Origin of the sequence: Streptomyces sp. NPDC097617, assembly GCF_044761485.1 — a bacterium.
Lineage (GTDB): Bacteria > Actinomycetota > Actinomycetes > Streptomycetales > Streptomycetaceae > Streptomyces.
In genome coordinates this window covers 176,583-196,596 of record NZ_JBIWCL010000003.1, presented here as the reverse complement: position 1 = coordinate 196,596, position 20,014 = coordinate 176,583, and the positions used below count along the sequence as shown (strand labels likewise).

At 70.9% G+C, this 20,014-nt stretch carries 25 protein-coding genes and 3 tRNA genes; 12 read left to right on the top strand and 16 right to left on the bottom strand.

Features of this window, described 5'->3' with window-relative positions; genetic code table 11:
• Positions 1 to 128: 128 nt before the first annotated feature.
• The gene (locus tag ACIQZO_RS07265; protein ID WP_403621435.1) at positions 129 to 1,148 is read left to right on the top strand and encodes an adenosine deaminase; all 1,020 of its coding nucleotides are present in this window, start codon (positions 129 to 131) and stop codon (positions 1,146 to 1,148) included.
• On the opposite strand, the gene ACIQZO_RS07260 is transcribed toward ACIQZO_RS07265, so the two are convergent.
• From ACIQZO_RS07260 to ACIQZO_RS07215, 10 genes are all read right to left on the bottom strand, one after another.
• A complete protein-coding gene (locus tag ACIQZO_RS07260; RefSeq protein ID WP_403621432.1) occupies positions 1,138 to 1,554 on the bottom strand; it encodes a hypothetical protein in 417 nt (138 codons plus the stop codon). The genes ACIQZO_RS07265 and ACIQZO_RS07260 overlap by 11 nt on opposite strands.
• A gap of 16 nt (positions 1,555 to 1,570) precedes the next feature.
• Positions 1,571 to 2,710 (bottom strand): UDP-N-acetylmuramate dehydrogenase, encoded by a 1,140-nt coding sequence (locus ACIQZO_RS07255; protein WP_403622109.1) that lies wholly within the window; start codon positions 2,708 to 2,710, stop codon positions 1,571 to 1,573.
• Positions 2,707 to 3,105, bottom strand: a complete 399-nt coding sequence (locus tag ACIQZO_RS07250; protein ID WP_403621429.1) for a DUF3291 domain-containing protein — start codon at positions 3,103 to 3,105, stop codon at positions 2,707 to 2,709. Before ACIQZO_RS07250 ends, ACIQZO_RS07255 begins: the two co-directional genes overlap by 4 nt.
• A 79-nt stretch (positions 3,106 to 3,184) precedes the next feature.
• Positions 3,185 to 4,639 (bottom strand): MFS transporter, encoded by a 1,455-nt coding sequence (locus tag ACIQZO_RS07245; RefSeq protein WP_403622106.1) that lies wholly within the window; start codon positions 4,637 to 4,639, stop codon positions 3,185 to 3,187.
• A 75-nt stretch (positions 4,640 to 4,714) separates the two neighbouring features.
• Positions 4,715 to 5,284 carry a TetR/AcrR family transcriptional regulator gene (locus ACIQZO_RS07240; RefSeq protein ID WP_403621426.1) on the bottom strand — a complete coding sequence of 190 codons (570 nt, stop codon included), beginning with the start codon at positions 5,282 to 5,284 and terminating at the stop codon, positions 4,715 to 4,717.
• Positions 5,285 to 5,590: 306 nt separating this feature from the next.
• Complete coding sequence (locus tag ACIQZO_RS07235; RefSeq protein ID WP_403621423.1) at positions 5,591 to 6,019, bottom strand: MaoC family dehydratase; 429 nt, start codon at positions 6,017 to 6,019, stop codon at positions 5,591 to 5,593.
• Between the two features lies 1 nt (position 6,020).
• The gene (locus tag ACIQZO_RS07230) at positions 6,021 to 6,473 is read right to left on the bottom strand and encodes a MaoC family dehydratase N-terminal domain-containing protein (protein ID WP_403621420.1); all 453 of its coding nucleotides are present in this window, start codon (positions 6,471 to 6,473) and stop codon (positions 6,021 to 6,023) included.
• A gap of 149 nt (positions 6,474 to 6,622) precedes the next feature.
• Positions 6,623 to 6,787 (bottom strand): 50S ribosomal protein L33, encoded by a 165-nt coding sequence (gene rpmG / locus ACIQZO_RS07225; protein WP_006604855.1) that lies wholly within the window; start codon positions 6,785 to 6,787, stop codon positions 6,623 to 6,625.
• An 88-nt stretch (positions 6,788 to 6,875) separates the two neighbouring features.
• Positions 6,876 to 6,948: transfer RNA gene (locus ACIQZO_RS07220), tRNA-Met, on the bottom strand.
• Positions 6,949 to 6,996: 48 nt separating this feature from the next.
• Positions 6,997 to 7,069, bottom strand: a tRNA-Thr gene (locus tag ACIQZO_RS07215).
• 374 nt (positions 7,070 to 7,443) lie between these two features.
• On the opposite strand from ACIQZO_RS07215, the gene ACIQZO_RS07210 reads away from it, so the two are divergent.
• Both ACIQZO_RS07210 and ACIQZO_RS07205 read left to right on the top strand, forming a co-directional pair.
• Complete coding sequence (locus tag ACIQZO_RS07210; protein WP_403621417.1) at positions 7,444 to 8,730, top strand: amidohydrolase family protein; 1,287 nt, start codon at positions 7,444 to 7,446, stop codon at positions 8,728 to 8,730.
• Between the two features lie 53 nt (positions 8,731 to 8,783).
• Positions 8,784 to 9,440 (top strand): SDR family oxidoreductase, encoded by a 657-nt coding sequence (locus tag ACIQZO_RS07205; protein ID WP_403621414.1) that lies wholly within the window; start codon positions 8,784 to 8,786, stop codon positions 9,438 to 9,440.
• A 57-nt stretch (positions 9,441 to 9,497) separates the two neighbouring features.
• On the opposite strand, the gene ACIQZO_RS07200 is transcribed toward ACIQZO_RS07205, so the two are convergent.
• From ACIQZO_RS07200 to ACIQZO_RS07185, 4 genes are all read right to left on the bottom strand, one after another.
• Complete coding sequence (locus ACIQZO_RS07200) at positions 9,498 to 9,938, bottom strand: DUF3574 domain-containing protein (RefSeq protein WP_403621411.1); 441 nt, start codon at positions 9,936 to 9,938, stop codon at positions 9,498 to 9,500.
• Positions 9,939 to 9,979: 41 nt separating this feature from the next.
• A complete protein-coding gene (locus tag ACIQZO_RS07195) occupies positions 9,980 to 10,369 on the bottom strand; it encodes a hypothetical protein (protein ID WP_403621408.1) in 390 nt (129 codons plus the stop codon).
• A gap of 201 nt (positions 10,370 to 10,570) precedes the next feature.
• The gene (locus ACIQZO_RS07190) at positions 10,571 to 11,533 is read right to left on the bottom strand and encodes a hypothetical protein (RefSeq protein ID WP_403621404.1); all 963 of its coding nucleotides are present in this window, start codon (positions 11,531 to 11,533) and stop codon (positions 10,571 to 10,573) included.
• Between the two features lie 231 nt (positions 11,534 to 11,764).
• A tRNA-Tyr gene (locus tag ACIQZO_RS07185) sits at positions 11,765 to 11,846 on the bottom strand.
• Positions 11,847 to 12,046: 200 nt separating this feature from the next.
• Between ACIQZO_RS07185 and ACIQZO_RS07180 the strand changes: the two genes are divergently transcribed.
• Positions 12,047 to 12,535, top strand: coding sequence for a YajQ family cyclic di-GMP-binding protein (locus tag ACIQZO_RS07180; protein WP_330298052.1), 489 nt, complete (start codon positions 12,047 to 12,049; stop codon positions 12,533 to 12,535).
• A gap of 28 nt (positions 12,536 to 12,563) precedes the next feature.
• Here ACIQZO_RS07180 and ACIQZO_RS07175 read toward each other — a convergent pair whose 3' ends face one another.
• Entirely contained in the window at positions 12,564 to 13,886 is a 1,323-nt protein-coding gene (locus ACIQZO_RS07175; protein ID WP_403621401.1) for a tyrosine-type recombinase/integrase, read from the bottom strand.
• Positions 13,879 to 14,436, bottom strand: coding sequence for a helix-turn-helix domain-containing protein (locus ACIQZO_RS07170; RefSeq protein WP_403621398.1), 558 nt, complete (start codon positions 14,434 to 14,436; stop codon positions 13,879 to 13,881). The genes ACIQZO_RS07175 and ACIQZO_RS07170 overlap by 8 nt, the downstream gene beginning before the upstream one ends.
• A gap of 96 nt (positions 14,437 to 14,532) precedes the next feature.
• On the opposite strand from ACIQZO_RS07170, the gene ACIQZO_RS07165 reads away from it, so the two are divergent.
• The 8 genes from ACIQZO_RS07165 (at position 14,533) to ACIQZO_RS07130 (ending at position 19,982) form a co-directional block, all read left to right on the top strand.
• Entirely contained in the window at positions 14,533 to 14,784 is a 252-nt protein-coding gene (locus ACIQZO_RS07165; protein WP_403621395.1) for a helix-turn-helix transcriptional regulator, read from the top strand.
• A gap of 507 nt (positions 14,785 to 15,291) precedes the next feature.
• A complete protein-coding gene (locus tag ACIQZO_RS07160) occupies positions 15,292 to 16,791 on the top strand; it encodes a phage/plasmid primase, P4 family (RefSeq protein WP_403621392.1) in 1,500 nt (499 codons plus the stop codon).
• Between the two features lie 220 nt (positions 16,792 to 17,011).
• Positions 17,012 to 17,374 (top strand): hypothetical protein, encoded by a 363-nt coding sequence (locus tag ACIQZO_RS07155; RefSeq protein ID WP_052874787.1) that lies wholly within the window; start codon positions 17,012 to 17,014, stop codon positions 17,372 to 17,374.
• The gene (locus ACIQZO_RS07150; protein ID WP_403621389.1) at positions 17,371 to 17,706 is read left to right on the top strand and encodes a hypothetical protein; all 336 of its coding nucleotides are present in this window, start codon (positions 17,371 to 17,373) and stop codon (positions 17,704 to 17,706) included. The genes ACIQZO_RS07155 and ACIQZO_RS07150 overlap by 4 nt, the downstream gene beginning before the upstream one ends.
• Complete coding sequence (locus tag ACIQZO_RS07145; protein ID WP_403621387.1) at positions 17,703 to 18,131, top strand: helix-turn-helix domain-containing protein; 429 nt, start codon at positions 17,703 to 17,705, stop codon at positions 18,129 to 18,131. Before ACIQZO_RS07150 ends, ACIQZO_RS07145 begins: the two co-directional genes overlap by 4 nt.
• Positions 18,128 to 18,832 carry a hypothetical protein gene (locus ACIQZO_RS07140; protein ID WP_403621384.1) on the top strand — a complete coding sequence of 235 codons (705 nt, stop codon included), beginning with the start codon at positions 18,128 to 18,130 and terminating at the stop codon, positions 18,830 to 18,832. The genes ACIQZO_RS07145 and ACIQZO_RS07140 overlap by 4 nt, the downstream gene beginning before the upstream one ends.
• The gene (locus ACIQZO_RS07135) at positions 18,829 to 19,209 is read left to right on the top strand and encodes a hypothetical protein (protein ID WP_403621381.1); all 381 of its coding nucleotides are present in this window, start codon (positions 18,829 to 18,831) and stop codon (positions 19,207 to 19,209) included. Before ACIQZO_RS07140 ends, ACIQZO_RS07135 begins: the two co-directional genes overlap by 4 nt.
• Positions 19,210 to 19,241: 32 nt before the next feature.
• Positions 19,242 to 19,982: a hypothetical protein gene (locus ACIQZO_RS07130; RefSeq protein WP_403621378.1), complete on the top strand. Its 741-nt coding sequence runs from the start codon at positions 19,242 to 19,244 to the stop codon at positions 19,980 to 19,982.
• The last annotated feature ends 32 nt before the right edge of the window (positions 19,983 to 20,014 follow it).

The window sequence follows — 20,014 nt, the reverse complement described above, 5'->3', positions numbered from 1 at the left end:
GGCGCGGGTCCGGGCGGCGCCCGGAAGGCCGCCGCGCAGCGGCCCCGGCCCCCGCTCACGCGTTCGCGCAAGCCCCCGATCGGTAAAACCCCCTCCCGCCGAGCGCAGCGGTACGGCAGGATCACCAGATGGAGCACGCACGCGATCTCACGCTTCTGCCCAAGGCCCATCTCCACCTGCACTTCACAGGGTCGATGCGGCCATCGACCCTGCTGGAGCTCGCCGACAAGTACGGCGTGCGCCTTCCCGACGCCCTGACGGGCGGGGAGCCGCCCAAGCTCCGTGCCACCGATGAGCGCGGCTGGTTCCGCTTCCAGCGGCTCTACGACGCCGCCCGCTCCTGCCTGCGCGAGCCCGACGACATCCGGCGCCTGGTCCGCGAGGCCGCCGAGGAGGACGTACGGGACGGCAGCGGCTGGCTGGAGATCCAGGTGGATCCCACCTCCTACGCCCCGCTGCTCGGCGGGATGATCCCGGCCGTCGAGATCATCCTCGACGCGGTCGACGCCGCCTCCCGCGAGACCGGCCTCGGCATGCGGGTCCTCATCGCCGCCAACCGCATGAAGCACCCGCTCGACGCCCGCACCCTCGCCCGTCTCGCCGTCCGCTACGCCGACCGCGGCATCGTCGGCTTCGGTCTCTCCAACGACGAGCGCCGTGGCATGGCCCGCGACTTCGACCGGGCCTTCGCCATCGCCCGCGAGGGCGGCCTCCTCGCCGCGCCGCACGGCGGCGAGCTCACGGGCCCGGCCTCCGTCCGCGACTGCCTCGACGACCTGCACGCGTCCCGCATCGGGCACGGGGTCCGCGCGGCCGAGGACCCCCGGCTCCTCAAGCGGCTCGCCGACCGGCAGATCACCTGCGAGGTCTGCCCGGCCTCCAACGTCGCCCTCGGGGTCTACGAACGGCCCGAGGACGTCCCGCTGCGGACCCTGTTCGAAGCCGGGGTCCCGATGGCGCTGGGCGCCGACGACCCGCTGCTCTTCGGGTCCCGGCTCGCGGCCCAGTACGAGATCGCCCGCCGCCACCACGCCTTCACGGACGCGGAACTCGCCGAGCTGGCCCGCCAGTCGGTCCGCGGGAGCGCGGCGCCCGACGACGTACAGGCCAAGCTGCTGACGGGGATCGACCACTGGCTCACCGGGTGAGCCGCAGGTCCCCCTCGTAGCAGTCGGCGCGCACCCGCCCGCCGTCCAGGAAGCCGATCTCCAGGTGGGTGCGGCCCTGCGCGGGCAGCGCGAACTCGGCGACCGACGCGACGGTCTCGCCGACGTGCCGCAGGAAGGGATGGTCGCCGAGGTCCTCGCCGACCTCGATGCGGCCCCACTCCCCCATGTCGTACGCCTTGTGGGGTGCGGCGGACTCGACGATGAGGCACTGGTCGGATCCGGTGGTGATCCGGATGGTGTCGCCGATGCTGTCGATCAGCCAGACGTCGAGGGGCGCCTCGGAGCGTTCGCCGTCACTGATGTGCCAGGACGCGACGACTCGGCTGAGTGTGCGCCCCACGAGACGGGTGGGGTCCGTACCGGCCCCGTGCAGGGGACAGAGCATGGGCGGCCGGGGCTCCTCAGATGCTGACGCCGACCGTCACCGGCTCATTGACCAGGGTGACGCCGAAGGCCCCGTGGACGCCCGCGACGACCTCGCGGGCCAGGGTGAGGAGGTCCTCGGTGGTGGCCTCGCCGCGGTTGGTGAGGGCGAGGGTGTGCTTGGTGGAGATGCGCGCGGGACCGGTGCCGTAGCCCTTGGTGAAGCCGGCCTTGTCGATCAGCCAGGCCGCGCTGGTCTTCGTACGGCCGTCGCCCGCGGGGTAGGCGGGCGGGGCGGTGTCGGGGCCGAGGCGGTCCTGGGCGCGGGCGAGGAAGGCGGCGTAGGCCTCGTCGGTCAGGATCGGGTTGTGGAAGAACGATCCGGCAGACCAGGTGTCGTGGTCGGCGGGGTCGAGGACCATGCCCTTGCCGGCGCGCAGGCGCAGTACGGTCTCGCGGGCGGTGGCGGCGGGGACCCGGTCACCCGCCCCGACGCCGAGGGCGCGGGCGGTCTCGGGGTACTTGATCGGCGCGGACAGGCCGCCGGCGTCCTCCAGGGCGAAGCGCACGCGCAGGACGACGTAGCGGTCGGGCTGGTCCTTGAAGGTGCTGCTGCGGTACCGGAAGGCGCACTCGGCGGCGCTCAGGGTGACCGTCTCGCCGGTGCTGCGGTCGTAGGCGACGACCTCGGTGATGGTGTCGCAGACCTCCTGGCCGTACGCCCCGACGTTCTGGATCGGGGTGGCGCCGGCCGAGCCGGGGATCCCGGCGAGGCACTCGACACCGGCGAGGCCGGCCTCGACGGTGCGGGCGACGGCGTCGCTCCAGTTCTCGCCCGCGGCGAGCTCCAGCGTGGTCCCGTCGAGGGTGAAGCCGGTGGTCGCGATGCGCAGGGCGGTGCCGTCGAAGCCACGGTCGCCGATGACCAGGTTGCTGCCGCCGCCGATCACCAGCAGCGGGGTGCCGCTCCCGTCCGCGGCGCGCACGGTGGCGACGACCTCGGCGTCGGTGGTCGCGGTGACCAGGCGGGCGGCGGGACCACCGAGACGGAAGGTGGTCAGCGGGGCGAGGGGGGCATCGTGGAGTTCCTGCACGTGGACAAGAGTACGGTCCGTGCCCCTCGCATCCCTGCGGGGCCACGGAGCGTACTCACTCGTCCCCCCTGTCGGCGGGGTCAGTGGGTCGTGTTCCGGTCGGCGAGGCGGCGCTCGGCCTCGGCCCAGGTGAGGGGCAGCTCGGCGGCCGGAACGGTCCAGTAGGTGAAGGCCGATTCCTTCATGTAGGCGCTGGCGGCGCGGGAGCCGGAGCGGTGGGGCTCGCTGCGGGCGAAGCGGTGGAGCGCGTCCCGGTCCTCCCATGCGGAGAGCGTCAGGAAGGTGCGGCTCAGGACGCGGGCGCGCAGGGCGACGCCGTGGGCGCCGGGGGCCTTGCGGATCTGGAGGATGATGCCGGGCGCCTTGAGGAAGAACCTGACGGCGCCGGCGAGGGTGGCGGTCTCGAAGCGGGAGGCCATGACGTAGACCTCGGCGTCGGGGGCGGCCCGGTGGGGTGTGGACCAGGGGATGTCGGGCATGACGGGTGCTCCTCGGGTGCGGGACGGGAGTCGCGGGGCCGGGCGGTGCGGGCGGGCGGGCCAGCACGATCGGGCTGGATCAGCCCGCGGCCGGCACCTTCTCCGGGAGGACGGCGGCCCGGTCCGCGGGGACCCGGTCGGCCGCCTTGGGCTTGCGGGGCACCAGCAGCGCCAGTGCGGCGGCGAGGGCGACCGCGCCGGCGCCGATCCACAGGGCGGGGATGGTGCCGTCGGTGAAGGCCTGCGGGGATTCGTAGCCGCCCTGGGCGGAGAAGACCGAGGCCATGACCGCGACACCGAGGGCTCCGCCGACCTCACGCAGGGCGTTGTTGGTGCCGGAGGCCTTGCCCTGGTCGGCCGGGGTGACGGTGGACATCAGGACGTTGGCGGCCGGGGCGAAGTAGAGAGCCATACCGATGCCGCTGAGGATGAGCGGGGGGAGCTGGGCCGCGTACGAGACGTCCGCGCTCAGGATCGCCGCGAACCAGCCGAGACCGAGGGCCTGGAAGGCGAGCCCGGCGGCGACGACGGGGCGGCCGCCGATGCGGTCGGAGAGGATCCCGGCCAGCGGGGCGACGATCATCGGCATGCCGGTCCAGGGCAGCATGCGCAGACCGGCCTCGGTGGGCGAGTAGCCGGCGACGCCCTGGAGGAACTGGCTGAGCAGGAAGATCGAGCCGAACATGCCGAGGAACATCAGCAGGCTGGCCAGGTTGATCCCGAGGAAGCCGCGGTCGCGGAAGAGCCGCATGGGGAGCATGGGGTTGGCGTGGTTGAAGCCGTGGTGGACGAACCCGCCGACGAGCGCGGTGCCGACGATCAGGCCGGTCAGGACGGGGGCGCTGGTCCAGCCCTCGGAGTTGGCGTTGACCAGGGCGTAGACGATGCCGAAGAGGCCGCCGCTGATGAGCAGCGTGCCCGGGATGTCGAGACGCGCGTCGGGGGCGGTGGACTCGGCGAGGCGCAGGCGGGCGAGCGGGATCAGGGCGATGCCTATGGGCACGTTGAGCCAGAAGATCCACTGCCAGGAGATGTGCTCGGTGAGGCTGCCGCCGATGAGGGGACCGCTGGCGACGGCGAGGCCGGTGACGGCGCCGTAAATACCGAGGGCCATGCCGCGGCGGGCGGCCGGAACGGCGGCGGTGAGCAGGGTGAGGGTCAGCGGCATCATGATCGCGGCGCCGACGCCCTGCACGGCGCGGGCGGCGATGAGGGCGTCGATGCCGGGCGAGAGGGCGGCCGCGGCGGAGGCGCCGGTGAAGATGGCGAGCCCGACGATGAAGAGCCGCCGTCGCCCGAACCGGTCGCCGAGGGCGGAGCCGAACATCAGCAGGACGGCGAAGGTGAGCGTGTACGCGTTCACCGTCCACTCCAGGTCCTCCAGCTTGCCGCCGAGGTCCTCGCGGATGGCGGGGAGGGCGGTGGTGACGACCAGGTTGTCGAGTGCGGCCATGAAGCTGGCCACGCCGGTGAGGATGAGGGCCCAGACGGCGGGCCCTCGGAGCTTGGTGTCCGACTCTTGCGTGTGCACGATTCCCCCTGCAGTTGGTTAGTTATTACTGACTAACTTCAATGGCCATGCGCATGCGCGCGCAGAGCGCGCGCACTGTCAATGCTCCGGACGGCCCTTGTCGCGCGCCGACGGGTTGAGCCCCTCCCAGACGCGATGGCCGGGCGGGAACCCCATGGCCGCGAGGGTGTTGATCAGCATTCCGTACGCCATGAAGGTCGCGGTCTCATGCGCATCGCCGCCCAGCGGCAGCCGGACGGTGTCCCACAGCTCCAGCCAGCCGGCCCGGACGACCTCACCGAACTCGTGGTCGCCGGCCGCCTCGGCCGCGGCCACGGTGACGTAGACCTGGAGCTGCATCTGAAGCTTGTCCGGGTCCTCTGCGATCAGCCGGGTGTAGGCGTTGGCCATCGCGTGCAGGGCCTCTTCACCGCTGAGCCCTTCGGAGGCGACGGCGAAGACTTCACGCGTATCCCGGAGGCAGCGCTCGGATGCGGCCAGGAAGATCGCCTGCTTGTTGGGGAAGAGACGGAACAGATAGGGCTGCGAAACCCCCACCCGCTTGGCGATCGCCTCGGTGGAGGTTCCGTAGTAGCCACCCCGAGCAAACTCATGCATCGCCGCGCGAATGACGCTCTCACGCCGCTCGTCTGCGCTCATCCTGACCATGAGGCAAAGTTAGTGCTCAATCACTAACTATGTCAAGGGGTGGGGCGGGAGTGGGGCACCGCGGCGGGGGTGGGGTCGGGCGGGGGCTGCGGCGGGGGGGGTATCGCGGTGAGGGGCGGGGCGCCGCGACAGAGAGTGAGGTCGGGCGGGGTTCTGTCCGCGCGGGGTGGCTTCGGTGGAGGCGGGATCCACGGGGCCCACCCCGCCCCCGCCACGCACAAGGGGCGGAAGCCCACCGGCCCCCGCCCCACTCCAACCTCACACCCACACCCACGCCGGCCCGCCCAGACTCACGGGCCCCGCGCCTCAGGCCAGTTCGACCACCGCGCGGGACATGCCCAGGACCTTCTGGCCCGCGCTCATGGCCGTCAGGTCGACCCGGACGCGGTTGTCGTCCAGCTTGACCGCGACCTTCGCCGTGACCTCGATCAGCCCGCCCTGGTCGTCGTTCGAAACCACGACCGGCTTGGTGAAGCGCACTCCGTACTCGACCACCGCTCCCGGGTCGCCGACCCAGTCGGTGACCACGCGGATCGCCTCGGCCATGGTGAACATGCCGTGCGCGATCACGTCCGGCAGTCCCACCTCCTTGGCGAACTTCTCGTTCCAGTGGATCGGGTTGAAGTCGCCCGAGGCGCCCGCGTACTGGACGAGCGTGGCGCGCGTCACGGGGAAGGACGCCGCCGGCAGCTCGGTGCCGACCTCGACGTCGGCGTACTGGATCTGCGCTGCCATGTCAGGCCTCCTCGGGGGCGCGGGAGACGAGCTTCGTCCACGCCGTCACCACGTGCTCGCCGGACTCGTCGTGGACCTCACCGCGAATGTCGATGACGTCGTTGCCCGCGAGGGACTTCACGGACTCGATGGTGGAGACCACCGAGAGCCGGTCACCGGCCCGCACCGGGCGGGAGTACGCGAACCTCTGGTCACCGTGCACGACGCGGCTGTAGTCCAGCCCCAGTTGCGGGTCCTCGACGACTTGGCCGGCCGCCTTGAATGTGATCGCAAACACAAAAGTCGGCGGAGCGATCACATCGGAGTAGCCGTACGACTTCGCGGCTTCGGGATCGGTGTAGACGGGATTGGCGTCACCCACCGCAACCGCGAATTCGCGGATCTTCTCCCGGCCGACCTCGTACGGATCGGTGGGCGGGTAGCTCCGCCCCACGAAGGACTGGTCGAGAGCCATGACTCACTACCTCCTGATGAAGGGACACAAATGACGCAAGAACAAAGACGGAACGGGCACGAGAACGGGCGCCGAAAACGACACGAGGCCGCCCCCCAAAGCAGGGGACGACCTCATGACGGTGCCTGTTATTCGAGACTTCGCTGGGGTCAGCGGGTCTCGCGGTGCGCGGTGTGCGAGTTGCAACGCGGGCAGTGCTTCTTCATCTCAAGACGGTCCGGGTCATTACGCCGGTTCTTCTTGGTGATGTAGTTCCGCTCCTTGCACTCCACGCAGGCCAGCGTGATCTTCGGGCGGACGTCGGTGGCAGCCACGTGAGTGCTCCTTGACGGAAATTGGGACGGATGAACGCATACAAGAGTAGCCGACCGGGAGACCGACCCCGCAATCGGCTACTGTGTGTAGCGGCGACCGGACTTGAACCGGTGACACAGCGATTATGAGCCGCTTGCTCTACCGACTGAGCTACGCCGCTTTGATGTGATCAGCTCCCCACCCGAGGGCAGGGGACCTCTCTCACCAGAGCCCCAATGCGGAATCGAACCGCAGACCTTCTCCTTACCATGGAGACGCTCTACCGACTGAGCTATTGGGGCGAGCGATGAAGACATTACACGGTTGCCTACCGATCGCCCAAATCCTTTGCGGGGACAGGGCTCCGAGGGGGTTCGCCCGACCTTCTCGATCGACCCACCGATCACTCCGGACCCACGTTTCGGTCAAAATGTGGGCGGGCTCACACTCCCGTGCCTGCCGGCCGGAGCCACCGGGGCCGGCCCGGCGCACGCGCGGGCGCTCCGGCGCGCGAGCACCACACCGGTACGACTATTGCGCTCTTCCGCGAAGCGGGGTGCACCGCGCCCTAGGCTCTGAGCACGCTGCGTGATCTTGGGTCGCAGGCCGCGGGCTCGGCCACCGCCACTGCCATGGCCACGGCTCCAGGAACCGCCCGAGCCACCGCAGGAGCGCGATGTCCGACAGCCAGCCGCAGCAGCCGTTCCAGTCGCCCCGCGGCGGCAACGGCAAGGGTCACGGCAATGGCCATGCGGCTGCGGCCGAAGCCACGACCCTGCTGCTCACCGGGGCCCGGCTCACCGACGGCCGTACCGTCGACGTCCGTCTCGGCGGCGGCCGGATCCAGGCCGTCGGCACCACGGGCAGCCTCCCCTCCCCCGCGCTGTCCCGGGTGGACCTCTCCGGCTACCTCCTGCTCCCCGCCCCCGCCGAGCCGCACGCCCACGGGGACACCGCGCTGACCGCCGACGGCGAGGGGCCCGTCTCCTACGCCCCCGACGAGGTCCAGCGCCGGGCCACCGAAGCCGCCCTGCTCCAGCTCGGCCACGGCGCCACCGCTCTGCGTACCCACGTCCGCATCGGCGACGTGCACGGGCTGGGCCCCATGGAGGCCGTGCTCCAGGCCCGCCGCTCCCTGCGCGGACTCGCCGACCTCACCGCCGTGGCCGTCCCCCGGCTGCTGACCGGGGTGGCGGGTGCGGACGGGCTCGCCATACTGCGGGACGCGGTCAAGATGGGCGCCTCCGTGATCGGCGGCTGCCCGGACCTCGACCCGGACCCGACGGGCTTCCTCGAAGCCGTCCTGGAACTCGCCGCCGAGCACGGCTGCCCCGTGGATCTGCACACGGACGGTGACGACCCCGGCCGCCTCGCCCGGCTCGCGACGATGGCCGGCGGGCTGCGCCCCGGGGTGACCATCGGCCCCTGCGGCGGCCTGTCCCGGCTCCCCCTGGACGCGGCGGCCCGCGCTGCCGACCAGCTGGCCGCCGCCGGTGTACGGGTGACCTGCCTGCCCCAGGGCGACTGCGCGGCCCTGGAACGCCGCGGCCTGCGCACCGCGCCCGTACGGCTGCTGCGGACCGCCGGAGTGCGCGTCGCGGCCGGCAGCGGGGCGCTGCGGGACGCCGGGAACCCCGTCGGCCGTGGGGACCCGTTGGAGGCCGCGTACCTGCTGGCCTCCCAGGGCGGCCTGCGCGCGGGCGAGGCCTACGACTCCGTCAGCGCCTGCGCCCGTGAGGCCATGGGCCTGCCGGAGGTCCGGGTGGAGGCCGGTTTCCCGGCGGAGCTGCTCGCCGTGCGCGGGGACCGGATCGCGGGCGTGCTGTCCCTCGCCTACAGCCGGATCGTGATCCACCGCGGGCGCGTCGTAGCCCGTACGAGTGCCGTACGCGAGTACTGCGACTCCGCCGTCGCGGTGGCCCTTGACCTGCCCCGGCAGGGCCGGACGGAGCCCGGTCCCTGAAGTTCGCCGTCCGTTCGCGGGCGTGGGCGCCCGGCTCGTCGTACGGTCGGGTCATGCGCATCGTCATCGCGGGTGGACACGGTCAGATCGCGCTGCGGCTGGAGCGCCTGCTCGCCGCGGGCGGGTACGAGGTCGCGGGCATCATCCGCGATCCGGCGCAGGGCGACGACCTGAGGCAGGCCGGCGCCGAGCCGGTGCTCTGCGATCTGGAGTCGGCCTCGGTGGAGCACGTGGCGGGGATCCTGCAGGGTGCGGACGTGGCGGTGTTCGCGGCCGGCGCGGGACCCGGCAGCGGGATCGGGCGGAAGGACTCCGTGGACCGGGGCGCGGCGGTCCTGTTCGCCGACGCCGCCGAACGGGCCGGCGTACGCCGCTTCCTGATGGTGTCCTCGATGGGGGCCGACGCGCACCACGGGGGCGAGGAGGTCTTCGACGCCTACCTGCGGGCCAAGGGCGAGGCCGATGACCACGTACGGACCCGGCTGGGCCTGGAGTGGACCGTCCTGCGCCCGGGGTCGCTGATCGACGACGCCGGGACGGGTCTGGTCCGTCTGGAGGTGCGGACGGGCCGTGGGCCCGTCCCGCGCGACGACGTGGCGGCGGTACTGGCCGAGCTGGTCGAGACTCCGGCGACGGCGGGCCTGACCCTGGAGCTGGTCTCCGGTTCCACGCCGGTCCAGGTGGCCGTGAAGGACGTGGCGGGCAACTGAGGCCGGTGCTGCGGCCGTCCGGAGGTCCGGCCGCGGGTGCTCCGCCGGTCCCGTGGTTCAGAACCCGGCGCTGACCTTGTCGTCGGACCGGCCGACCGAGTCCTGCTGGTACTGGTCCTCGTAGGCCTGGCGGATCCGCTCGATGCGCGTGCTGCGCTCGCCGGCCTCCTTCTCCGGGTACAGCAGGACCACCTCGTACGAGGTCTCGCGGACGGTCTTGCCGTCCTGGCCGCGCCACTGGCCGTATCCGTCGTGGAGGGTCAGTCCCTCGGGGAAGGCGGGGGTGATCTCCCGGTCCAGGAACCGCATGAACTCGCGTTCCTCGACCTGGCCGCGGCCGTCGGCCCGTTGGCTGCCGAAGTACAGCCGGGTCTCCTGGTAGGGCTCCCCCACGTCCGGGTGGAGGGCCGCTCCCACCAGAGCCGGAATCCCCGCGCCGAGCAGGGCCATGAGTACCCCGCCGCCGACCTTCCCACGTGTGTCAGATGTCCATTTCACCCCTGGTGAACGAAATGCGGCCCCCGATGTTGCGGGCCTGTTCAGTACGTCAGCCGCCGCTGCCACCAAGGGTCGTCCGGGGCGGCGTACGGATCGCCCAGGGTGCGGGCGAGGAAGCGATCGTCGAGCGGCGTGATCACGGCACGCAACTCGCGCCGGGCGCGCGGGGGGAGGAGGAGGCAGACCGTCTCCAGGGTCCCCCGGCAGAAGCCCACCCAGTCGCAGCAGCCGAGGTCGTCGTCCGGCGCCGGGTAGATGATCCACGGTCCCCGCAGGTACGCGGTCCTGTGCCAGTGCCGCAGGGACCGGTAGGTGTCGCCGCGTTGGAACCGGCGGTGCTCGACGCGGGCGATCGCGGCGAGGGTGGCGGCGGACACCCCTGGGACGACCCCGCGCTCGCGGAGCCGGGGTGTGCGGGTGGGCAGGTCCATCCTGACCTGCGAAGGCGCCTTACGCGGCATGGGCCTTTCGGCTACTGATGCTGATCACCCGGCCAGGATGCCGCAGCCGCGCCGGCTCTGCCCAACCCTTTTGGCACACATCAGTGCCGCTGCGTCGGCGCCGGGAAGCCCGCTCCTCCGTGGTCACGGGCGGAGCGGGCTTCCGGTCGGTGCTGTCGTGCGCGGGTGGGGCTACCAGTAGATGACTACGTAGCCGTCGCCGCCGTCCTTGCCGCCGGTGCCGGAGTTGCCGACGGCCCGGTCGGTACCGCCTCCGCGGCCTCCGTCGCCGCCGACGGCCGCGCCCACCGGGAGCTCGACGATGCCGTCGGCGGTGCCGCCGCCGGTGCCGTCGGCGGTGCCCGGGTCGCCGTCGCGGTTGATGCCGCCCGAGGAGCACGATCCGCTGCCGCCCTGGCCGGGGGCGCCGGGGGCACCGGGACGGCGGGCGGCTGCGCCGCCGCCCCCGCCGCCGGTACCGCCGGTGGCGGTGACGAGGACTCTGTTGCTCGACGCCACGGTCAGGGAGGTGGTGGATCCCGCGGAGCCGGCGGTGCCCTTGGAGCCCGGCGCGCCGCCGGTGCCGCCGTCGCCGCCGGTGCCGACGTCCACCCCGTAGTCCCGCTGCGGGGTGACCGGGATGACGCACCAGGTGAAGCCGCCGCCTCCGCCACCGCCACCATGGCCACCGGTGTTGTTCCGCGCGGCTGCGGCGCCGCCCGCGGCCGCGTCGGCCGGGCCGTTCGGGTTGTTCGGGTTGTTCGGGTTGTTCGGGTTGTTCGGGTTACTCGGGTTGCCACCGCCGTTGTTGCGCGCGGGGCCGCCGCCACCACCGCCACCGCCGCCGGCTCCCCAGGCCTGGACGAACACCTGCGTGACGCCCGGCGGCGGGGTGAAGGTGTTGTCCGAGTTGAACTGCCTCAGGCCGTGGAGGGACCCGGGCGCGGGCGCGGGCTTCTTCGCGCTGTCGTTCTTCTTGCTGTCGGCGGGCTTGCTCGTCTGCTGCCCCGTCGTCGTGGGCCCGTCGGCGGATGCGGCCGGAGCCACCGCGATCAGCTGGCCGGTGAGGGCTGCCGCCGCGGCGACGGAGGCGAGCAGAACCCGGGAACGCCCCCGGGGCCGTTGAATCGTCGCCGTCTGATGGTTCAGGTTCATGGCTTCCTTACCCGCCGGCGCCGAGGGCTGCCGCGGGATGCGATGGGAGGGGTGCGTGTGTCACGCGCCGCCCATCCGACCTCGCCACGGCCGCACCGGGGCGTCGGCGGGGCCGGGGCTGTGGCCCAGTCAGGTGAGTACTTCATCTGCCCGGAGCAACGTTCGAGTGGCCGGGAACGAAAGAACCCCCGCTCACTGTGATTCCACAGATGAACGGGGGTTCCACTCGCGTGGCGGCGCCAGGGTTCGAACCTGGGTAGGCTGAGCCGGCAGATTTACAGTCTGCTCCCTTTGGCCACTCGGGCACACCGCCAAGAGATGCTGCCGTTTTTTCCACCTTGCGGCGGCGCTCCCCGGCAACGACGTAAACGATACCTGATGACCGGGGGTGCTTCACCACCGAATTGATCAGCGCTGAGGGTGGGCGCGGTGGCTAGGCTTTGCCGAGCGGGCCGGGCTTGTCCGGCCGCGCCCTCCGGGGTGATCACAACCGACTTCAAGGAGCCACAGCACATGGCCGACTCCAGTTTCGACATCGTCTCGAAGGTCGAGCGGCAGGAGGTCGACAACGCCCTCAACCAGGCCGCCAAGGAGCTCTCGCAGCGCTACGACTTCAAGGGCACCGGCGCCACGATCGCCTGGTCCGGCGAGAAGATCCTCATGGAGGCGAACTCCGAGGAGCGCGTGAAGGCCGTCCTCGACGTCTTCGAGACCAAGCTGGTCAAGCGCGGGATCTCGCTGAAGGCGCTGGACGCCGGGGAGCCCCAGCTGTCCGGCAAGGAGTACAAGATCTTCGCCACGATCGAGGAAGGCATCTCGCAGGAGAACGCCAAGAAGGTCGCGAAGATCATCCGGGACGAGGGTCCCAAGGGCGTCAAGGCCCAGGTCCAGGGCGAGGAGCTGCGTGTCAGCTCGAAGAGCCGTGACGACCTCCAGGAGGTCCAGGCGCTGGTCAAGGGCAAGGACCTGGACTTCGCGATCCAGTTCGTGAACTACCGCTGATCAACTGATCTGACCTGCACGGACGTGGCTAGGCAGACCTTGCAGGGCACAACGGGGGCACATCGCCGAGCACAGCCTCGACGGCGGCCCTCGTTGTGTCTTCCTCGTCGGGCCACAGGTGCGTGTACGTGTCGAGCGTGATCGACGGTTTGGCGTGGCCGAGCCGCTTCTGAACCGTCTTGACGTTCTCGCGGTGCTTGATGAGCAGCGAGGCGTAGAAGTGCCGCAGGTCGTGCAAGCTCGCGCCGTCCGGCGCCTCTATGCGGGCAGGCTCGCCCCCCTTGGGCTTGCCTGACCGCAGCCACGCCGCACGCGCCTGCCCGTACGCCTCGACTAGCGACTCGTTGGCGGAGCGCCTCGCCCTCGACCAGACGTGAGCCCAGGCGCCGCGCCGGACGGGCTTACGGTCCTGGTTGGGGAAGATCAGCCGCGCCGTGCGCTGGCGCGGCTTCCGCGGGTCGGTCCGGTCCTCGATCTGCAACGCCGGCGCGGGGAACCGTTCGAGGTGCGCGGCGAGGGCGTCCACGGCGGCTTTGGTGAGCGGGACCGTGCGGTAACTCTCATGGGTCTTGGGCTCACCGATGTACGGCAGGTCGCCGTCCGGGTCGATGAGCTGCTGCCGCACGGTGACCTCACGGCGTAGGAAGTCAACGCCGTCGACCTCCAGACCGAACAACTCCCCCTGCCGCAGGCCGGATGAGGCGGCGAGCAGGAGCAGGGCGCGGTACCGATCGGGTGCGGCATCGATGAGCGCCCGGACCGCGTCCGTATGCAGGGGCACAATCTCGGCCTTGCGCTGCTTGGGCAGACGTACGCCCTCGCACGGGTTGCCCGCGATGATCCGGTCTCGGACCGCGGTCTGTAGCGGCGTGATCAGGTACGCGTACGTCACAGCCAACGTCGACGGGGCGAGCACCTGTGACCGGTCCTTGATCCACGCCTGTATGTCCGATGGACGGATGCTCGCTACGGGTCGATCACCGAACGTCGGGTAGACGTGATTCCGCAGCCCCCGCTCGACGCGGGATGCAGTCGTGGACCGGTGAACTGCCGAGGTGCGCCACCGCTCGGCAACGGCCCGAAAGCTCTCCTTGCCGGCGGCAGGGTCGACGTACAGACCCCGATCAAGGTCAGCCTTGACGGTTGCCGCGCGGGTCTCGGCCGCGGCCCTCTTGTCGAAGTTCTCTTTGCGCTGCTTCCCACTCTCGTCGCGCCAACGGACCTGCCACCGCTTGCCCGTGCCGTGGTCGCCACTGGCGACGAGTGTGCGGGTCTTGCTGCTGTGCTCGCCGCACGGCTTGTCCGCCTTGCCCGGACGGGACTTGTGCCACCGGTCATAGACGTCAGCCATTGGACTCCCCCTCCTCTTCGTCGTCGAGGTGCCACCGTTCCGGCGGGATTTTGAATGCCTTGTCCAACGCCTCTAGGACTTGCTTGTTGAGCTCAGCCGCCTCCCTCGCGCGCCGGTTGTCCGACTTCCACTCGTCCGCCGGGACCTCGCCGCGATAGATCTGCTCATTCGTGAACGTCAGGGGGGCGTTACCCCTGATCCATTCACGAACCCAGCCAGCGGCTTCGCGTTGCAGCCCGTGCGTCGGCTGGGGCGGCTCGGGGGTGAGTTCGTATCGCGCTTCCTCCTCCACCTGCACGAGTAGGTGGATCGGCGCAACGTGTAGGGCCTGCGCCAAGATCAACCACTCTTCAAGGGTGACTTGCCTCCGGCGGCGTCCACTCAGATCGCGGCGCCCGCTCTCGATGTTGGCGATCACCGAAGCAGTCACGCCCGGCGCACCCATGAGGCGGCAGCGCTCAGCGAGCTCCTTACCCGTCAGCCCCTGCCGCTTCCGTAGCTCCTGCACCCGCTGAGCGACCACGTCGCTCGGGGTCGGGGTCTGCCCCACACCAGCTCCTATGTCGTTTCGACAATTTCCAAAGTTACTTTGACATGCACGGCGAATCGACGGCAAGGTGATCACATAACGGAAAGATAACGGTGGATGTCGTTAAGACATCAGGTCCAAGGAGACGCAGTGCCCGTCGCTCAGATTTCGGCCGCCCCGAGCCCTACTCGGGGGAGGTTGGCCACCGCCCAGGAACTCGCCGACTACTGCGGCGTCCCGCTCGCCACCGTCTATCAGTGGAGCCATCGGGGAGGTGGGCCACGCATGATCAAAGTTGGTCGCCACCTCCGTGCCCGGTGGGCGGAAATAGACCGGTGGCTCGATGCCCAGACGATGGATGCCGTCTGATGAGCACGACTGAAGCGCCCGCCCGCCACGTTGCCCCTGCGGCACCAACCGAGGTGGGAACCGACGCTGTAGCCCTTTGGGCGTCCTCTCAGGTGACTGCGCTCGGCGTCGCCGATGCCCCCGATTACGGCAGCCCCGCATGGTCAGCTCTCCACGCCACCGATCCGCGGCGTGCGGTCGCCATCATCACGGCGGCCGAACAGTGGCGCCGCTACGCAGCACGTGAGGCGTGGCTCGATCACCTTCTCGACGAGGACCCGGAGCGGTGGTTCGCGTACGTCACGGCGGACGCCAACGATTACGCCCGCAGCATCGTGGGCGGCCTCGCTCGCCGACCGACTCACGACGAACTCCTCGCCCGCCGCGCTGTCCGGGCCCGCCCCCACACCGTGACCGCTACGCCCGGCTGGCCACCCATAGCAATCCCCGGACGACCCGGATGGGTCCGCACTCTCCCCCGCAATGGCCGACAGGTCGACCGCCCCCGACTTCACCAGGAGCCCTCACGTGACCCCGCACGACACCCGCGTCTACCGAACGGCGGATGCATCGACACCGCCGCTTGACCCGGTCGTGCGGATGCTGACCTACCCGCCGGCTCCCTACGGCCGGCCCGACGCACCCACGCACTTCGAGCACATCACTAGCCCTGCGTCCGCGGCTGGCACGGTGGCGGAGCGCCACCGCGGGCACCTCCGCATGGCCGAACGGTTCGTCGCCGAGCACACCGACCGCCTTCGTCATGTGCATGGGATCGGATGGCACTGCTGGGACGGAGCGAGGTGGTCCGTAGACGAGCAGCGCGCCGACGTCGAGGCCGCCGTCGCCACGATCAAGAGTGCCCTTGGTGAACTCGACCGCCTCGACGGCGAAGAGCGAGCCTCGCTGTTCAAGGACGTCCGCCGGTCCGAGTCCGCTACGGGCATCGACGGCATGGTGCGGATCGCGTCCGCGCTACCGCCGATCTCGACCGCCTCGAAAGCCCTCGACGCCGACCCACACCTGTTCAACACCCCAACGGGCACGGTGAACCTACACACCGGGACCGTGCACGCCAACGAGCGGGCCGACCTGCTGACCAAGGTGGCCGGCGGACAGCTCGCAGCCGAACACAACCCTGAGTGGCAAGGGTTCCTCGCCCACATCCTGCCCGACGAGGAGGTGCGCACCTTCGTACAGCGCCTGTTCGGGTACGCCATGCTCGGCAAGGTCACAGAGCACGTGATGCCGATCTTCACCGGCACCGGTGCCAACGGCAAAGGCACCCTGCGCGACGCGCTCATGTCCGCCTTCGGTGACTACGCGATCGAGGGCGACCCGTCCATCCTCATGGAGTCCAAGCACGAGCGGCACGGCGCCTTCAAGATGCGCTTGCGGGGTGCCCGTCTCGCGTTCTGCTCGGAGACTGATAAGGGACGCCGGTTCGCCGAGGCCACCATGAAACGACTCGTCGGCGGCGACCCGATCGAGGCGAACCTCATGCACAAGAACCCGATCACTTTCGACCCCTCGCACACCTTGGTCATGCTGACCAACTTCCTGCCCCAGGTGTCGGGAGACGACCCGGCGATATGGCGCCGCATCCTCATCGTCCCGTTCGACGTGACGATCCCCGAAGCAGACCGCGACCCGGGTCTACCCGACCGGCTCAAGAACGCCGCCCCGGCAGTGCTCGCGTGGGCGTACGACGGATGGCGCGACTACCAGCGCCAGGGACTGAACCCGCCCGAGGCCGTACGCGTCCGCACAGCGGCCTACCAGGCTGCAAGTGACGTACTGGCACGCTTCCTTGACGAACGAGCGCTCACGTCACCGCACGCCGTCGTCAAGGCCCGCGATCTGTTCACCGCTTGGTCCCGCTGGTGTGGGGAGAACGGCGAGCAGCCTGGCAGCGAGGCCGCATTCGCCGAGTCCATGACGAAGCGCGGCCACGGCAAGACCCGTCGCAGCACAGGACAGTTCTACCTCGGCCTGATGCTCGCCGGCACCGACGACGACACGCCCTGACCCGCCCGAATGTAGGGCCGTGTAGGGATTTCCGAAACTCCCTTACGCGGGTGAGTGCAGGGATTACCGGAAAACCCGCCACACCCCTACACCCGAGCCTCCCCCCTGCGGTCCCCGAATGCCCCGAGCCCATTCCGGGGCGACCCGCCCAGCCCATATGTCCATCCGCGTCGTGCCGCGTCTCGCGCGCGTGCGCGAGACGCGTTAAGGAGTTCCGATCTTGAGTACCAAGCACCGCCCCGCCGCCGTCCTGGCCCTGGCCCAGGGACGGACCACCGGGCAGGCCGCCACCGCCGCCGGAGTCTCCGGGCGAACCGTTCTGCGGTGGCTCGACGACCCGACGTTCCGGCAGGACGTCACCGACACCCGAACCGAGTTGCTGCACCTCGCCGTCGGGCGCCTCGCAGCCGGCGCCACCAAAGCCGTTGACGCCCTGGTCGACGCCCTCGACACCGAGAAGGGACAGGCCCGCGTGCAGGCCGCCCGAACGCTGCTCGACGCCTGCCTGTCGCTGCGCGAATCCCTCGACCTTGAGCAGCGCCTCGCCGCCCTTGAGGCCGACGAGGAGGCTCGCCACCGATGAGCCGTTCAGCCCCGCTCTCCCGCCGCCTGGGCGCCGTCGAACAGAAGCGCGACGGCCGACGCCTCATGCATCCCCACAGGCTCACTGACGGCCGCACAGTACGCCTGTCCACCCTCGACATACTGGGCGCGCTACAGGACGGCCTCGCGCTGCACGGCCAGCACGTCACCGAGCCACCCTCGGACGTGGTCCGCACCCTGGCCATGCTCGACCCCGACGACGACACATCGATGATGGGCCGCCTCACCCGCGCCGTAGCCGTCGAGTGGTGCGCCGCCTACGACGAGGGCCGCACCGTGGCGCTCTACGGCGCCGAGGGGGCCGACGGGTGAACCATGCCGATGCCGAGCATCTGACGCGCGCCGACGGTTCGGTCATCGTCCCGCCCTACGTCGCGGGTGACGTGCTGCGCGCCCTCGTACGCGACCTCACCGCCCGCGTGCGCGCCGACGGGGGCGAGATCACCCCCGGCGTGCGCCGCCTGCTTTACGCCTTGCACACCGCCGCACAGACAACCGAACTGGAGTGCGACAACAGCACCGCGCCGCGGCCTGCCGCTACCGGAACCGCGCCTCACACGCCGGGCACGGTGGCAGTAGCCGAGGCCGCCGCGCTCATGGGCTGCTCGCCCCGCCACGTCCGCGCACTGATCGGCGCCGGACGACTGCCCGCCCAACGCGTTGGGGCGCGCGTGTGGGGCATCGACCGCGCCGCCCTCGACCACTACCGCCACGGAACAGGAGACACCACACCATGACCACAGCACCGACAACCGACCGCCCCGAGACCGGGGCCGCCGTCGAGCAGGCCCAGCAGGAAGCGACCGAGGCCGAACAGCTACTCGCCGCCCTTGAGGAACGCGTTCGCGAGGGAGACGAGCAGGTCACGGCCGACCAGCTCGCCGGCGCCCGCGAACTGGGACGGTTCGCCAAGCTCAGGGCCGAGGCCGCCCGCCGTAAGGCCGACCGCGCAGCGGCCGACGCCGCCGAGCGGCAGCGCGTCGACCGCCTCGCCCAGGCCGCCGCCATGACGGCCCCCGGCGGACCCCTCGATACGGGCGCTCTCGCCGCTACCTACGCCACCGCCCGTGACGCCGTACGCGCATTCATCACCGCGTCCGAGACGTACAACGCCGCCATTGCCGATGCCGCCCGGCTGCTCGTGGCTGCCGGGGTCCCCGACAGCAGCACGGGGCAGTACCCCGAGCCCGGAGCGTTGGCCTATTGGGGGACGCAGACACTCAGGCTCTCGGACGGGTCGGGCATCTCCGCCACAGGGACGGGGCGGCGCCTCGCCGTCCTTTTAGACGACCTCGACACCGAAGCGGGTGAGATACCCACCGGGGACTACCACACGCCATTCACCCGGACGCCGATTCGCGAACAGGCTGACCGTACCCGCCACGAGTCCCCGCAACTGCATCTGCTCGCCGCCACGGACGGGGGCGAGACCCCGTGACGACCGCGACCGTGAACAGCTCCCAGTGGGACGACACCACTCCGCTCGGTCTCAAGATTCCGTGGCGCAAGGTCACCGCTCCCGATGCCCGGTCGGGCCCGCTCAGCACGCACCCGGTGATCGGTGAACACGGCATCGTGCACACCGCCCCGTGGTGGGTCGACGGGGTCCTCTACACCGACAACGCCCGATGGCTTACCCACATCCGCGACCAGGCCCGCCAGTCCGGTGAGCAGATCGGCGAGGAAGTGGCGCCCGACGGGCCGCCTGCCGACCACCTCGCCGAGATCGAGGCCATGCGGCGCCACGCCGAGGCACACGAGCTACGCCCCGCCAGCGTCCCCACCCCGGACGCTCCGCGCGTCCGTCCCTACTGACGTCCCAACCAGCCGAAGGAACTTGACTGTCCATGCCCGCGATCTCCGGACCCGACTACGTCGACGCCAACAGTGCCGTGCACCGGCTCACTCAGACCCGCAAGACCGAGCTTGTCGAACTGCGCCGGCGCCTGTCCGATGCATTCAGCCACGCCCGCACGTTCCGTGACCCGGACCTGACCGAAGAGGCCAACGCCCGCCGCCGCGCCGAGCTTGAACGTACGGCTCGCGAGCAGGCCGCCGCCGACCTCGACCGGATCGAGCGCGAGACCAGTACGGCCGTGACCCTCGTACGCACCGTCGCCGACAAGGCCGCGACACCACCGCGCGGCACGACCGAGCAGCTTCTCGCCGAGACCCGCCAGGCCCGCGCGTGGGAACGTGCTCGCTCCCTGCTCGACGCAGGCCGCACCGCTCAGGAAGTCGTCAAGGGGGCCGACCTCGACACCCTGCACGCACTGCGCGCCGAGCTGCCGACCTACCTTGCTGCCCAGCGCACCAAGCCGCAAGGGCTCGCCGGGGCCGACTTCACCGAGCCCGACCCGGCCCGCATCCTGCACACCATCGACCGTGCCCGCCTCGACCACCTGCCCAAGGAACAGGCCGCGGCTCTGCGCGCCCGCCTCGACCTCGACGCCATCGAGCCCGGCCTACGCGAGACCCTCGCCGGCCTTCGCCGCGAGGCCGACGGCACCGCGGACGCCAGTAACGGCCTGCGTTCCGCCATCGCTGCCCGCTTCGCCGACCAGGCCGCCGCCCCACACACCGCGTAGCAGGTCGCCAGCGCCGCCCCGCCACCCACGAG